This window comes from Phascolarctobacterium sp. (assembly GCF_030531065.1).
In the GTDB taxonomy this organism is placed as follows: Bacteria; Bacillota; Negativicutes; order Acidaminococcales; family Acidaminococcaceae; genus Phascolarctobacterium_A.
In genome coordinates this window covers 1-13,509 of sequence record NZ_JAUNOQ010000015.1, presented here as the reverse complement: position 1 = coordinate 13,509, position 13,509 = coordinate 1, and the positions used below count along the sequence as shown (strand labels likewise).

The window sequence follows — 13,509 nt, the reverse complement described above, 5'->3', positions numbered from 1 at the left end:
TATGGGCCTATAGCTCAGTGGTAGAGCCGCCGGCTCATAACCGGCTGGTCGTAGGTTCGAACCCTACTGGGCCCACCAATCCTCTATGTGTACGAACTGCCTAAGCTTAACTTTGTGCATAATAAAAGCCGTCTGATTTTTGTCAGGCGGCTTTTTGCCATGGTATGTATAATTCATTTATCCATTTTGGCGTTGTCCTTAAAGGCGCTGCCGAATTGCGTATACTCCAAATCTGCTCCCCGCAGGTCGGCGTTTTCCAGCACGGCGCGGTCCAGCAAGGCTTTATTCAGCTTGCTGCGCTGCATATCGCTGTGGCCTAACCTGCTGCTGCGCAGGTCGGCGTTTGTCAGGTCTGCCTGCTGCAGATGGGTGCTGTACATATTAGCTCCGTAAAACACGGCGTTTTTCAAGCTGGCCTGCCGCAGCCAGGAATAGGGCAGGCTGGCGTAGCTGAAATCGGCGTAATCCGCTGTGACGCCGTCCAGCACAGCCTCCTGAATTTGGGCGTTGAGCAGCTGGGCGTTGAGCAGCTGGGCTCCCTGCAGCTGACTGCGGTACAGCTGTACGCTTTGCAGGTTAGCGTTGGTGAAGTCGGCGTCCGTAGCCGTAGCGTAGCTGAAATCGCTGCCGTCCAGCGACGCTCCCCGCAGGCTGGCACGGTGCAGGATGGCCTTGCGGAAGCAGGCGTTATGCAGCTTGGCTTTGTCTAGCTTGCTGCCTTCCAAACGCGCTTCGGTAAAATCTGCGCCGGTAAAATCGCGGCCCGTCAGATCCATGCCGGAAAGGTCTGCGCCGGAAAGGTCGCCGCCGACGCAGCTGGCGCCGTTTTGTACGGCTGCCAAATCGCTGTTGCTGTAAGCCTGAGCTGTAAGCGGCAGGCAGGCCAACAGGGCGGTTGTATAAATATAAATAAGAATTTTTTTGGTAGACATACTTTTCTCCTTAAAGCTGTTAGCTTGATATGGTTATTCTTCGTTCAGCATTGCTTCCAGCTGCGCCGGGTCGTCCGGCAGGCAGTCGATAACGCGCCAGGGACGGCAGCTGTCGAAATCCTGCCTTTGGTAGCTGGATCCGTCCAAAACAATGAGGCAGCGGGCGTCGATAGCCTGAGCGCAAAGCACGTCGTTGGGCGTATCGCCGATAAAGATGAGCTGCTTGGGCGACAGGCTTTGGTTATTAGCCAGATACAAGCGGGAGAAGGCGATGCGCGCCAGCTCCTGCCGGTTCTCGCTGACTTCACCGAAAACGCTGTGGTCGAAGCAGAAATATTTGTCCAGGTTGTAGTAGGCCAGCTTTTCTTGAGCGCCCGTGCGAGTGTTGCCCGTAAGCAGGCAGTTCAGATATTTGCTGTCCGGACGCCGGAAGTAGGCGAGAGTGCGCTCCACATTTTTCAGCACTCTGCCCCGGTGCAGGGGTAGCTGCTTGGGCAGCTCGCTGTGATAGCGAATCAGAATGCCTGCCGCTTCGGCGGTATTGCAGCGACCGCGCAGGCGTGTGACAACCTTTTTGATAATGTCGGAATCGGTACGTCCGGCCAGGGACTGAGTAAAATCAAAGGCATCCAGAAAATAATAATCCTTAATGACGTTTATCAGCGCGTCCTTGCCTGCGCCGCCGGTTAAGAGCAGCGTGCCGTCGACGTCCCACATAAGATAGTTCATAACTTTTCCTCCCGTAATACAGCGTGTGCTATAGAAAAAAGCTGCCAATTTGCTGGCAGCTTTTGTGCGTTTTTACAGAGAACGAGGCCTGAGCATCATCTTTTTCAATCTGTCGCCGACATTTTGCGTTACGTTCTGCGTGCGGCGAATAAATTTAATTTTAGACCGATGGGTGGGCTTCATATCGTTTTTGCTGCCAAAGTCACCGCGGTCCAGCAGCGTGATTTTGGATTTATCAGCGTCGAAGGCTTCGCGCAGGTAACGGGCCATCGCGGCAGGGTCGGCTTTGGCGAAGCAGCTGAAAATATCGGCGGTCATAAAGCCGAATTCAGGATAGACGTGCAACGTGACGTGGCCTTGGCGGCAGATAGCAAACAAGGAGTATTCGTTCTGCCCTTCCTCCTGGCAGCAGATGATTTGCTGGTTTTGCAGGGAAAATTCCTGACAGCCCTTGAGCAGCAGCTCTTCGGCCAGTTTGGGATCGGAAATTTCTTCCGTGCCGCAATTATACATATCTATAGCGATTAATTTACCGATAAAATTCTTTGGCTTCACAATTACACCCCTAAAAAAATATTAAAGCATGGTTACTTTGGCGCGACCGACGCGCGCTTACAGAAGTTTCTTTTTGTGTATTTTATTATAGCCAAAATCTTGCCGCTTGTAAAGATAAATGCGTTTGCGGCGTCGAAAAACATGGCGCAACTGCGGCAGACATGGTATAATATAAAGGTGAAATCAAAACAAATGTTTTTGCATAAAATTAGTAGCGGTGGTGGTACAGTGTGGAACAGCTGGAAGGCGTTGTTGGCGATATAGTTTTTCAAAGCGAAGATAATATGTACAGCGTATTGCGCGTGGTCAATAAGGCGCAGGGACGCTTTACGGCCGTTTACCGCGGGCCTGCGCCCTATATGGGCGAAAATGTTTCGTTAAACGGCGGCTGGGTGGAGCATGCGCGCTTTGGCCGTCAGTTTGAGGCAGCGTCGCTGACGGTGGTACAGCCTACGTCGGCGGCGGGCATCGAGCGCTTTTTGGCTTCCGGCGCTTTACCGGGAGTGGGCGCGGTGATGGCGTCCCGCATTGTGGAGATGTTCGGTACGGATACGCTGGAGATTTTAGGGCAGTACCCGGAGCAGCTGGCGCGGGTGAAGGGCATCAGCGCGAAAAAGGCGGCTTTAATCGGCGAAGCCTATGGCGAGCTTTCCGGCCTGCGTGATTTAATGCTGTTTTTGGAAACCCACGGCGTCAGCAGCGGTTATGCGGCCAAGCTGCAGGCGGCTTACGGTAATACTGCCATGATGCGCTTGAAGGAAAACCCCTACAGCCTGGCGGATGATGTGGCAGGTATTGGCTTTAAAACTGCCGACCGCATTGCTATGGCTATGGGTATGGAGCATGATTGCAGCGAGCGTTTGACGGCGGGCATCAGCTACGCGCTGACTGCTGCTGCCGGAGCGGGGCATACCTGCGTGCCGGAGGAGCTTTTGGTACGGGAAACGGCGCGGGCGCTGGCGGTGGACAGCGAGGCGGTGCAGCGTATTTTTAACGAGCTTTTGCAGAAGGACAGGCTGCGCCTGGAAGAAGTGGGCGGCACACGTTTTATTTATCCGGAATACTTATACCGGGCCGAGGTGCAGACTGCCCGGCGCTTATTGTTTTTACGCGATCAGGGCAAACCCATTACCCGCGTCAATGCCGATGAGGTTATTGCCGCCTGGGAGCGGGAGGCCGGCATTAAGCTGGCGGAAGCTCAGAGACAGGCTATTTATACCAGCCTGGAGCACGGCGTGTTTGTTTTGACCGGCGGACCCGGCACCGGCAAGACCACTGTCGTTAAGGGAATTTTGAATGTGCTGGAAAAGGCGGGCTGCCGTATTTTACTGGCCGCGCCTACGGGTCGTGCGGCGCGCAGGCTGGCGGATTCTGCCGGACATCCGGCGCTGACGGTACACCGTCTTTTGGAATACCAGCCTACCAGCGACGGCCTGTGCTTCGGCAAGGACGACGAGGATCCGTTGGATGCGGAGGCTATCATCATTGACGAGGCCTCCATGCTGGATATCAATTTGACCTATCATTTATTAAAGGCCGTGCCCGGCGGCTGCCGCTTAATTTTTGTGGGCGACGTGGACCAGCTGCCGTCGGTGGGGGCAGGATCGGTGCTCAAGGATATGATACGGTCGGGACGGATGCCGGTGGTACGCTTGGAAAATGTTTTCCGGCAGGCGGAGGTAAGCCCCATTGTGCGCAACGCCCATAAAATCAATCATGGGCAAATGCCGGAGTTTACTAGCGGCGACGATAGCGAGTTTGGCCTGAAGGAATTTGCCGACGAGCAGGCTGCCGCTTCCTTTGTGGCGCAAACCTATGCGCAGATGACTCTGGACGGGGACTGGCGGCGGGTGCAGGTGCTGTCGCCTATGCATAAAAGTCCCTGCGGCGTGCAGAATTTGAATAAGCTTTTGCAGCATTACATCAATCCGCCCAGCGAGCGCAAGCCGGAGGTAAGCATTCCAGGCAATGTGCTGCGGTTGGGCGATAAGGTGATGCAGATACGCAATAATTATGAAAAGGACGTTTTTAACGGCGATATAGGCCGCATCGTGAAAATAGAGGGCAAGAGCGTAACCGTAGGCTTTCCGGAGAGGCCGGAGGGCGATTACGTTACCTATTCTCAGGGCGAGTGCGAGGAGCTGCAGCTGGCCTACGCTATGAGCGTGCATAAATCCCAGGGCAGCGAATATCCCTGCGTTATTCTGCTGATGGTTCCCAGCCATTATATTATGCTGCAGCGCAACCTGCTGTATACGGCTGTGACCCGCGCGAAAAAGCAGGTGTTGGTTGTGGGCAGCAAGCGGGCCGTGCTGACGGCGGTGGAAAACGATAAGACCAGACGTCGCCACAGCCTGCTGGCCGAACGCTTGCAGGAGGATCAGGAGGTCTTTGGATGAAACCGCATTGGCTGTGGGAAGCAGATTATTATCTACGGCTGCTTAAGGAGCTGGTGTTTGTACGCCGCTGCGCCGTTTGCAGGCAGACCATAGATACTGGCCTTGTGTGCGCTGCCTGCCGCAAGCATTATTTGCTGCGGCGCGTTTGGCGCTGCCAGCCGCGGGAGGAATATTTGGCAGGGCAGGCCGCGCCCTTGCCGGAGGACGTGCTGAGCAGCGTGATGCTGCTGTATAAATATGACGGAGCGATTAAGGAGGCTTTGCAGCAAATTAAGTTCGCGGCGGACGCCAGCCTGCTTCCTTTACTGAGAGAGGAAGCGGAGGCGGCGCTGCCCGCGGCTAAACTGCGCTGGCTGTCGCAGTACGACCTTGCGGCCTGTGTGCCGACTTCGCCGGAGCGCAGGGAACGGCGCGGCTTCGACGTGCCACAGGAGCTGTTTGCTCCGCTGCTGGCTGTGGGCGGCAGCTGCCTTTACTGCGGCGATTTATTGCGGCGCGTGCGTCGGACTGCGCCCTTGTTTGAGCTGCAGCCCTTGGAGCGGCGGCAGGAGCTGGCGGGCTGCTTTAGCCTGAACGGCGGCGTCGATGTACGGGGAAAACACATTTTGCTGTGCGACGATATTTATACTACGGGCAGCACGCTGGCCGAAGCGGCAAGAGTGCTGCTGGCTGCCGGCGCGCGGGAGGTACACGCTCTGGCGTTGGCCGCTGCGGCTGATAATTGGGAAAGCGAGGAATAAAGCCGTTGAAGGAGAAAATAACAGGCTTTTGCAAGCGCGAGGCCGTGCTGTGCGCGGCGGTGGTTTTAGCGGCTGCGTCGAGCTTGCTGCAGGAGCCGCGTATGGAGTATATAGATTTTGAAGTGCTCAGCGTGCTGCTTAGCCTGATGCTGGTGGTAGCGGGGCTGAAGAGCGTCCGCTTTTTAGACTGGCTGGCGGTAGAGCTGCTTAACCGCTGCCGCAGCTGGCACGGCGTGACGGCTGCTCTGGTGGGGCTTACTTATGCGGCGAGCATGTTCGTGACTAACGATGTAGCGCTTTTGACGTTCGTCCCCTTGGCTTTAGTCATTGGCAAAACACTGCGGGCGGATATGGCGCGGATAATCGTTTTGCAGACCTTGGCGGCTAATTTGGGCAGTATGCTGACGCCGCCGGGAAACCCGCAAAACTTGTTCTTATACGCGCGCTATGGATATACGGCGCAGGGCTTTTTCAGCGTTATGCTGTGGCCGGGTGCGCTTTCGGCGGCGTATATCGCCTTCTTGGCGCTGCGGCGGCCTGATAAGCCTTTAGCCTTGCAGCTTGCGCCCTTGCAGCGTCCGGAGCGTTGGCGGACGTCGCTGTTTTTGGCGCTGCTGGCGCTGAATGTGGGCGCGGTGCTGCATTGGGTTGATAAAATTGCGGCGCTGGCCGTAACCGCGGTGGCGGCGCTTTTGCTGGACCGGCGGCTGTTTAAGCAGGCGGATTACAGCCTGCTGGCGACCTTTGTAGGCTTTTTTATCTTTATTGGCAACATCAGCCATACGAGCGCGGCGGCTTATCTGCAGCAGTCCGTATTGGGCACGGCTGCCGGGACGTATGTAGCGGCGCTGCTTGCCAGCCAGTTCATCAGCAATGTGCCTGCTGCCATGCTGCTGGCGGGGCTCACACGGGAGGCGGACGCGCTTTTGTTGGGCGTGAACATTGGCGGGCTGGGGACGCTGATTGCGTCCATGGCCAGCGTTATTTCTTACAAATTATTTGCGGCGGAGCATCCCTATCAGGCGGGCACGTACCTGCGCACATTTTTGTATTATAATTTTGCCGGACTGCTTTTGCTGGGCTCGCTGACCTATGCGCTGCTGCTTTGAAGGAGGAAGCGGAATGGTACGCTGGATTATGCATGTGGATATGGATGCGTTCTTTGCTGCGGTAGAGGTATTGGATAATCCTGCGCTGCTGGGGCTGCCGATTATCGTCGGCGGGCAGTCCCTGCGCGGCGTGGTGTCAACCTGCTCTTACGAAGCGCGGCGTTACGGCGTGCATTCGGCCATGCCCATGGCGCTGGCGCACAAGCTGTGCCCGGAGGCCGTGTATCTGCCAGGGCGCATGGAGCGGTATAAGGAGATATCGCGGCGGATTATGAGCATCTTTCACGATTTATCGCCTTTGGTGGAGCAGCTTTCTATCGACGAAGCATTTTTAGACGTATCGGGTATGGAGCGTTTGTACGGAGGGCCGGAGCAGGTGGGCCGTCTGGCGAAGCGGCGCATTAAGGAGGAGGTTGGCCTTACTGCGTCCGTAGGCTTGGCGCCCAACAAGTTTTTGGCGAAGATGGCTTCGGATTTGCACAAGCCGGACGGCTTTACCGTGATTACCCATGAAAACGCCCGCGCTTTTATTGCGCCCTTGCCGGTGACGAAAATTTTCGGCATTGGCGCTGCGGCGCAAAAGGAGCTGGAGCAGGTTGGCGTCGACTGCATCGGCAAGCTGGCTGTGGCCGACGCAATCGTGCTGCGACGCATCTTTGGGAAGAACTCCGAACGGGTGCGCCTTTTGGCCTACGGCCTGGACGACCGGCCTGTAACGCCGGACAGCGAGCCTAAATCCATCGGACGGGAAACTACCTTTGAGCGGGACTTATTGGATAAGGAATCCTGCCGCCGCCATCTTTTGGAGCTGAGCGGCATGGTGGGCTACCGGCTGCGGCGCAAGGGCTATTACGGCCATACGCTTACCTTAAAGGTTAAATATGCTGATTTCCGCACGATTACGCGCAGTATTACCAGTGAAAGCGATATCAGCAGCGACGAGGATATTTACGCCCTGGCAGTGCGGCTGCTGGAGCAGGTGGCTTTGCAGAAGGGCGTGCGGCTTTTAGGCATTGCCGTAGCGGGACTGGGCAGCGGGCAGCCGTTGGGGCTGGGCTTTGAAGAGGACGCTAAGCGCCAGCGGCGCAGCGACGTTACCGACAAATTAAAAGCGCGCTTTGGCGAGCGGATTATTTTTCGCGGCGGCAGTCGCAGTTAACTTAAACTTACAAAAGAGTTGACTGCGCTGCCGCCTTGCTTTATAATATGCTATGTGAAAGGATGTTATAAAGATGTTAGAGCTTGCACATAAGCTGGCGGACAGCGACGCTGAATTTTTTGGCGGCTGGGTCCTGGCCGGAGCGGAGGCCCATATTCATGGGCATGCAGACATATTAACCAATAAGGAGCTGCTGCGCAAGGAGCGCAAATGTATTATCCAGGTGCTGGGCGAAGCGCAAAGCGGCGGCGCAGTTAAGGAGCTGCGGGTATTCTTGCTGCTGCCGAAGCAAGGACTGGGCAGCAAGGCGCCTGCGCAGGAACAGCCGCAGGGCGTTCTGGCGGCGGAGCATTGCTTTACCGTGGAGGAAATAGGCGCTTACGTGGCCTTTACAGGCGATGAAAATATTATTCATCAGGGCGACCACCCTGTCGTTCCCGGCCTGTGCATGGCCGCGTGGCTGCAGCGGGCGTTGCAGCTGCGGGAGCTGGACTGGCGCATCAGCTTTTTGTCGCCGGTGTATGCAGGCGACGCGCTCAAGGTTTACCGTATTGAAAACGAGCTGCGGGCTTATGTGGGAGCTGCTAAGGTCTTTGTTATTAAATTTTAAGTAAGGCTGGTGCTGTGAAGATGACAACTAATAACCCTGGTATCAATAAAACGTCGGAAATGACGAAAATGGCGCTGATGGTAGCGATGAACTGCATTTCTGCATATATTATTATCCCGCTGCCCTTTTCGCTGTCGCCGATTGCGCTGCAAACCATGATTGTTAATTTGACAGGCTATGTTTTGAATGTTAAGCAGGCCTTTATGACCATGCTGGTATATCTTTTGGTAGGCTTGGCCGGCGTGCCTGTATTTACCGGCGGTACGGCAGGGCCGGGCAAGCTCTTCGGGCCGACGGGCGGTTATATTTTTGGCTTTTTGCTCACCGCTGTTTTCTTGGCTGCGGCAAGAGGCGAGAAGTACAGCTTTAAGCGCTATGCACTGCTGGGCTGCATCGTGGGTATTCCTCTGATTTATTTATTCGGCTTTTTGCAGCTGAAGCTGGTAACGGGTATGCCGTGGGATAAGGCTTTTTATACCGGCGTGCTGCCCTTTATTCCTTTGGATATCGTTAAATGCGTGGCTGCCGCCTTTATTGCCGGGCCTATCCACCGCATTTTTGACAGATAATTATGGATAAAGTATATATTTTAGGCGGACTGCGCAGCTATGTGGGCGTGGTCAACGGTATGTACCGGCATGTTCCGGCAGAAAAGCTGGGCGCGGCGGTGCTGCGTCAGGTAATGGATAAATATCAGGCGCTGCGGCCTGATTATATTATCGGCGGCAACGGCGTGGGCGCTGGCGGCAATATTACGCGACTGATGGCGCTGGAAGCGGGCGTGGATATTTCTGTGCCTGCTTTTACTGTTGATGTGCAGTGCGGCAGCGGCTTGGAAAGCATTGCGACGGCAGCGGCCAAGATTGCCGCCGGCGAGGCCGATTTAATTATCGCTGGGGGCTTTGAAAGCAGTTCTACTCAGCCGCGGCGCGGCTATGCGCCCAATCATCCCGATTATGAAGGCGACAGCTGGTACAGCGTGGCTAAGTTTATGCCCGGCGTGCATCGGGAAACGGTAATGCTGGAGGGAGCGGAGCTGGCCTGCCAGCGTGAGGGCGTTACTAAAGAGGAGCTGGACGCCTGGGTACTGCGCAGCCATCGTTTGGCGGCTGCCGCGCAGGCAAAGGGTCTGCTGCAAAATATTATCGCGCCGGTTTTTGACGCGGTTAAGGACGAGGGCGTACGTCCCCGCATGAGCCAGCGCCTGCTGGACAGAATGCCTAAGCTGCTGCCCGGCGGTCAGTTTATTACGGCGGCTAATTCCTGCCTGATTAACGACGGCGCGGCTTTTGTTGTGCTGTGTTCGGAAGCTTATGCCAAAAGCCATGGCCTGCGGCCTGCGGCCAGGGTTTTGGGCAGCGCGGCCTGCGGCGGCGATCCTTTGGTAAGCCCGCGCACAGCTGTTGCGGCGCTGCAGAAGCTGCTGGCTAAGCATGGTTTACGCGAGCAGGATATCGACGATTTTGAAGTGAACGAAGCCTTTGCCGTTATCGACGTGCTCTTTGCCCGCGCCTTCGGCAGCAGTGTGGAAAAATATAATGTTTTTGGCGGTGCGTTGGCTTATGGGCATCCTTATGGAGCCTCCGGCGGTATTATTACGCTGCATCTTCTGGAAGCGCTGCGGCAGCGGGGCGGGCGCTTGGGCTGCGCCGGAGTGGCGGCGGCAGGCGGCGTAGGTACGGCGCTGTTGCTGGAAAGGGTGGACTAGCATGGACTATTTGGAGCTTACGGCTGGCCAGCCGGCAGAAAAGCTGGCCCTAGCGGACGACGAGCGGGAATATACTTACGGCCAGCTGGTAGAAGAAGCGCGCAGGCTGCGCGAAGCGGCGGATTTTTCCCAGCCGGTATTTTTCATTCACGAGGATAGCATTGCCAGACAGCTGCTTTACTTTTTAGCGTACAGCGGCACGCCGACGGTTCCTGTTATCGCTACGCAGGCTAGCCGCAGGCAGCAGTTTGATGTCACTAATATACCTAAGGCGGCCTGCATGGGCGTAATGACCAGCGGCAGCACAGGCAAAAGCAAGCTGCTGTGGCGCAGCTATAAGAGCTGGGCCGACTTTTTCCCGGAGCAGAACAGAATTTTTGGCGTCGATAAGGATACAGTTATCTTTTGCCAGGGCAGCCTGGCCTTTACCGGGAATTTAAATATCTATATGGGCGTGCTGGCGGCAGGCGGTACGCTGGTGGCGACGGAGCGCTTTCGCCCGCGTCATTGGCTGCAGTGTATGGAGGCTTATCGGGTGAATGCGCTTTACCTGATACCGTCCAAGCTTTTGCTGCTGCCTAAATTTATGACGCAGCCCAACGCGCGGGTGCGCAGCATTATCAGCGGCTCCCAGTCCATGGGACGGCAGGAGGCGGACAGGCTGCTGGCCGTCTTTCCCAAAACGGAAATTACGCTGTATTACGGCGCCAGCGAACTGAATTACATTACATATATTAAGGATAAGGATATGACGGACGACCGCACTGTGATTGGCAGGCCCTTTGCAGGGGTGCGCATCAGCGTGCGGCAGGAGGAAATTTTTATCGATACTCCTTACCATGTGGAGGGGATTGCGCTGCCGTTTTCCTTAAAGGACCGCGGCTATGTGGACGCGGAGGGCAGGCTGCATTTTTTAGGGCGCACGGACGATATTTGCAGCGTGAACGGACGCAAGGTGAGCGCGGCCAAGGTGGCGGCGGCGCTGACGGAGCTGGCGCAGGTGGAGGAGGCGGCGGTGCTGAGCCTGCATGTGGATGACGCCGATGTGCTGACGGCTTTTGTAGGGGCGGCGCGGGATTACAGCAAGCAGCAGCTGGTGAAGCTGCTGCGGGAAAGGCTGGAGGATTACGAGCTGCCCAAGCAGTTTGTTTTTCTGCCCCGCCTGCCGCGGAATGAAAGCGGCAAAATAGATAAGTTGGTGTTGCGCAGACTGCTGGAATAAAATATGCGGCGGCTTGGCGGTATTTGGCAAATTTTTAGCAAAAACACTTGCCAAGCAGAAAATTTTATGGTAATATATATACCTGTCAGACAGCTGACAATGGCCCGGTGGTTCAGTTGGTTAGAATGCCGCCCTGTCACGGCGGAGGTCGTGGGTTCGAGTCCCATCCGGGTCGCCATTTGCGGAAATAGCTCAGTGGTAGAGCACCTCCTTGCCAAGGAGGGGGTCGCGAGTTCGAATCTCGTTTTCCGCTCCATAGGGGTATAGTTCAATGGTAGAGCAACGGTCTCCAAAACCGTCGATCTGGGTTCGAGTCCTAGTGCCCCTGCCATAGTAAATTAGGCCGGAAGCTTGCTTCCGGCCTTTTTATGTTGCAGAAACCCCATGTTTCTCTCTTTGCGAGGGAAGCATGGGTTATTTTTTTGAAAGAATATTTCTCAGTGCATCTCCTATTGCGGATTTGAGCGTCATCATGCAGTATGATACCAACGAAAAGGGCAATAATGTTTGTTCGAACCGTGGAAAGAAGACGAAAGAAAAATAATCTGCATTGATTGCTTATCAAAAGTGCATATACCGATGCTAACAAAATAGTATTGCGTTTGTACTTACAAATGTGTATAATGTAGAAAACAGATTTTTTAGTTGAAGGGAGTTGATATTATGGCAACTAAAACTGCTAATCTTTATGCTCGCATTGAGCCGGATGTGAAAAAACAAGCGGAAGATATTTTATCGACTCTTGGCATACCTGTATCTAATGCTATCAATATGTTTTATAAGCAGATTATTTTGCAAAGAGGATTGCCTTTCGAGGTTAAAATTCCTTCTGGACGTTTGTTGGATATGAGCAGAATGACAGAAGCTGAACTTAATGAATCTCTGGAAAAAGGTTATCAGGATGTTCTTGCTGGTAGGGTTCAGCCTGCTTCTAAGGTATTTGCTGATTTAGAGAAAGAACTAGGAATATGAGTTATTTTGTTAATATTACCGATGAAGCTAAAGAGGATTTACGGCAAATCTATTTTTATATTGCCTATAATTTGTCAGCTCCTGAAATTGCACGAGCTCAAATAGTGCGTATCAAAAGAGATATAATTGGACTTAACTATATGCCTACGATGTTTAGAAGATATGGTAAGGAGCCTTGGTATACTAGAGGACTTCGTATAATGCCAGTGGATAATTATGTTGTATTTTATTTGATCGATGACGCTAATGAAACGGTTAATGTGATTCGTGTTATTTATGGCGGTATGGATCTAGAACGGCAACTTGATGATAAGATATAGAATCAAGTTAATATAAAAACAGGTTATCTTACGCATTTTTAGAGATTTTGGGGGATTATCAACAAAAGTTGTAAGCCTGTCGCTTCGGCGGCAGGCTTAATTTTTTTCATCTTTCACAAAAAAATCACAATCCTATGGGTAAGAAATCGCTTCTTTTTTGTCATTGGTATAATAGGAGGCTTTTTTGCAAAAATGGAACCGGGATTTTTGCAGCGCCATTATACAGTGGAAAGGAAGAGCGATTTGGATATTATTTACGGTTATGCGCGCGTATCTAGCGCGGAACAAAATGAAAGGCGGCAGCTCATTGCCCTTAGCGGCGTCGGCGTGCCGCCGCAGAATATTTTCGTCGACAAACAGAGCGGCAAGGACTTCGACAGGCCGCAATACAAAAAGCTGCTCGCAAAATTGCAAGCGGGCGATTTGCTTTACATCCAAAGCATTGACCGCCTGGGGCGCGACTATGCGGAAATTCAGGAGCAGTGGCGCGTGATTACCAAGGATAAGGGCGTGGATATCGCCGTTATCGATATGCCGCTCTTGAATACGAAGAACGGCAAAGATTTATTAGGCACGTTTATCGCCGATTTGGTTTTACAGATTTTATCTTTTGTAGCGCAGACGGAACGCGAAAACATCCGCAGCCGTCAGGCGCAGGGCATCGCCGCGGCCAAAAGCAAGGGTGTGCGCTTTGGCAGGCCCAGGCGCGACTTGCCCGATTGCTTTGCCGACGCTTGCCGCGCGTGGCGCGCTGGCAGGTTAACCGGCGTGCAGGCGGCTAAGCTGTGCGGCTTGCCGCTATCGACGTTTCGCGACCGCGCGAAAAAATTTACGGACGAATAAGCGAAAAAGTGTACCTTTTCGCAATCTGATTGTCTAATATTATACCACGTTTTATTTGCCGAATTAAAGATGATTTTTACAAACGCCAAGATGATTTTTTAAGTATAAGTTAATAGGCTAGGACATATTTGCAGCTCATGGACGCTTACGGAATTTTACACATTACCGTAATTTTTCAGAAGAATTTTTAGCTTTTGGTGAGGATAAGTCA

General features: G+C 53.9%; 14 protein-coding genes and 4 tRNA genes. 15 read left to right on the top strand and 3 right to left on the bottom strand.

Annotation, left to right across the window (positions count from 1 at the left end):
• Positions 1-3 precede the first annotated feature (3 nt).
• Positions 4-78: transfer RNA gene (locus Q4E64_RS09515), tRNA-Ile, on the top strand.
• A 95-nt stretch (positions 79-173) separates the two neighbouring features.
• On the opposite strand, the gene Q4E64_RS09510 is transcribed toward Q4E64_RS09515, so the two are convergent.
• The 3 genes from Q4E64_RS09510 to Q4E64_RS09500 form a co-directional block, all read right to left on the bottom strand.
• Positions 174-932: a pentapeptide repeat-containing protein gene (locus Q4E64_RS09510; RefSeq protein WP_303167650.1), complete on the bottom strand. Its 759-nt coding sequence runs from the start codon at positions 930-932 to the stop codon at positions 174-176.
• 33 nt (positions 933-965) lie between these two features.
• A complete protein-coding gene (locus tag Q4E64_RS09505) occupies positions 966-1,661 on the bottom strand; it encodes an HAD family hydrolase (RefSeq protein WP_303167648.1) in 696 nt (231 codons plus the stop codon).
• Positions 1,662-1,733: 72 nt separating this feature from the next.
• Complete coding sequence (locus Q4E64_RS09500) at positions 1,734-2,216, bottom strand: S-adenosylmethionine decarboxylase family protein (RefSeq protein ID WP_303167647.1); 483 nt, start codon at positions 2,214-2,216, stop codon at positions 1,734-1,736.
• 230 nt (positions 2,217-2,446) lie between these two features.
• On the opposite strand from Q4E64_RS09500, the gene Q4E64_RS09495 reads away from it, so the two are divergent.
• The 14 genes from Q4E64_RS09495 (at position 2,447) to Q4E64_RS09430 (ending at position 13,298) form a co-directional block, all read left to right on the top strand.
• Positions 2,447-4,615, top strand: coding sequence for an ATP-dependent RecD-like DNA helicase (locus Q4E64_RS09495; protein WP_303167645.1), 2,169 nt, complete (start codon positions 2,447-2,449; stop codon positions 4,613-4,615).
• Complete coding sequence (locus Q4E64_RS09490; protein ID WP_303167644.1) at positions 4,612-5,355, top strand: ComF family protein; 744 nt, start codon at positions 4,612-4,614, stop codon at positions 5,353-5,355. The genes Q4E64_RS09495 and Q4E64_RS09490 overlap by 4 nt, the downstream gene beginning before the upstream one ends.
• A 5-nt stretch (positions 5,356-5,360) precedes the next feature.
• The gene (locus Q4E64_RS09485) at positions 5,361-6,464 is read left to right on the top strand and encodes an SLC13 family permease (protein WP_303167643.1); all 1,104 of its coding nucleotides are present in this window, start codon (positions 5,361-5,363) and stop codon (positions 6,462-6,464) included.
• A 13-nt stretch (positions 6,465-6,477) separates the two neighbouring features.
• Positions 6,478-7,623, top strand: coding sequence for a DNA polymerase IV (locus Q4E64_RS09480; RefSeq protein WP_303167641.1), 1,146 nt, complete (start codon positions 6,478-6,480; stop codon positions 7,621-7,623).
• 73 nt (positions 7,624-7,696) lie between these two features.
• The gene (locus Q4E64_RS09475; RefSeq protein WP_303167639.1) at positions 7,697-8,233 is read left to right on the top strand and encodes a hypothetical protein; all 537 of its coding nucleotides are present in this window, start codon (positions 7,697-7,699) and stop codon (positions 8,231-8,233) included.
• 20 nt (positions 8,234-8,253) lie between these two features.
• Positions 8,254-8,802: a biotin transporter BioY gene (locus Q4E64_RS09470; protein ID WP_303167688.1), complete on the top strand. Its 549-nt coding sequence runs from the start codon at positions 8,254-8,256 to the stop codon at positions 8,800-8,802.
• A 2-nt stretch (positions 8,803-8,804) separates the two neighbouring features.
• Positions 8,805-9,941, top strand: coding sequence for a thiolase family protein (locus Q4E64_RS09465; RefSeq protein WP_303167638.1), 1,137 nt, complete (start codon positions 8,805-8,807; stop codon positions 9,939-9,941).
• Between the two features lies 1 nt (position 9,942).
• Positions 9,943-11,163 carry an AMP-binding protein gene (locus tag Q4E64_RS09460; RefSeq protein WP_303167637.1) on the top strand — a complete coding sequence of 407 codons (1,221 nt, stop codon included), beginning with the start codon at positions 9,943-9,945 and terminating at the stop codon, positions 11,161-11,163.
• 101 nt (positions 11,164-11,264) lie between these two features.
• Positions 11,265-11,341, top strand: a tRNA-Asp gene (locus tag Q4E64_RS09455).
• 3 nt (positions 11,342-11,344) lie between these two features.
• Positions 11,345-11,419: transfer RNA gene (locus Q4E64_RS09450), tRNA-Gly, on the top strand.
• 1 nt (position 11,420) lies between these two features.
• Positions 11,421-11,494 (top strand) — tRNA-Trp (locus tag Q4E64_RS09445).
• A 332-nt stretch (positions 11,495-11,826) separates the two neighbouring features.
• On the top strand, positions 11,827-12,135 hold the full coding sequence (locus Q4E64_RS09440; protein ID WP_303167636.1) for a type II toxin-antitoxin system RelB/DinJ family antitoxin: 309 nt from the start codon (positions 11,827-11,829) through the stop codon (positions 12,133-12,135).
• A complete protein-coding gene (locus Q4E64_RS09435; RefSeq protein WP_303167635.1) occupies positions 12,132-12,455 on the top strand; it encodes a type II toxin-antitoxin system RelE/ParE family toxin in 324 nt (107 codons plus the stop codon). The genes Q4E64_RS09440 and Q4E64_RS09435 overlap by 4 nt, the downstream gene beginning before the upstream one ends.
• A 192-nt stretch (positions 12,456-12,647) precedes the next feature.
• Positions 12,648-13,298: a recombinase family protein gene (locus Q4E64_RS09430; protein WP_303167634.1), complete on the top strand. Its 651-nt coding sequence runs from the start codon at positions 12,648-12,650 to the stop codon at positions 13,296-13,298.
• The last annotated feature ends 211 nt before the right edge of the window (positions 13,299-13,509 follow it).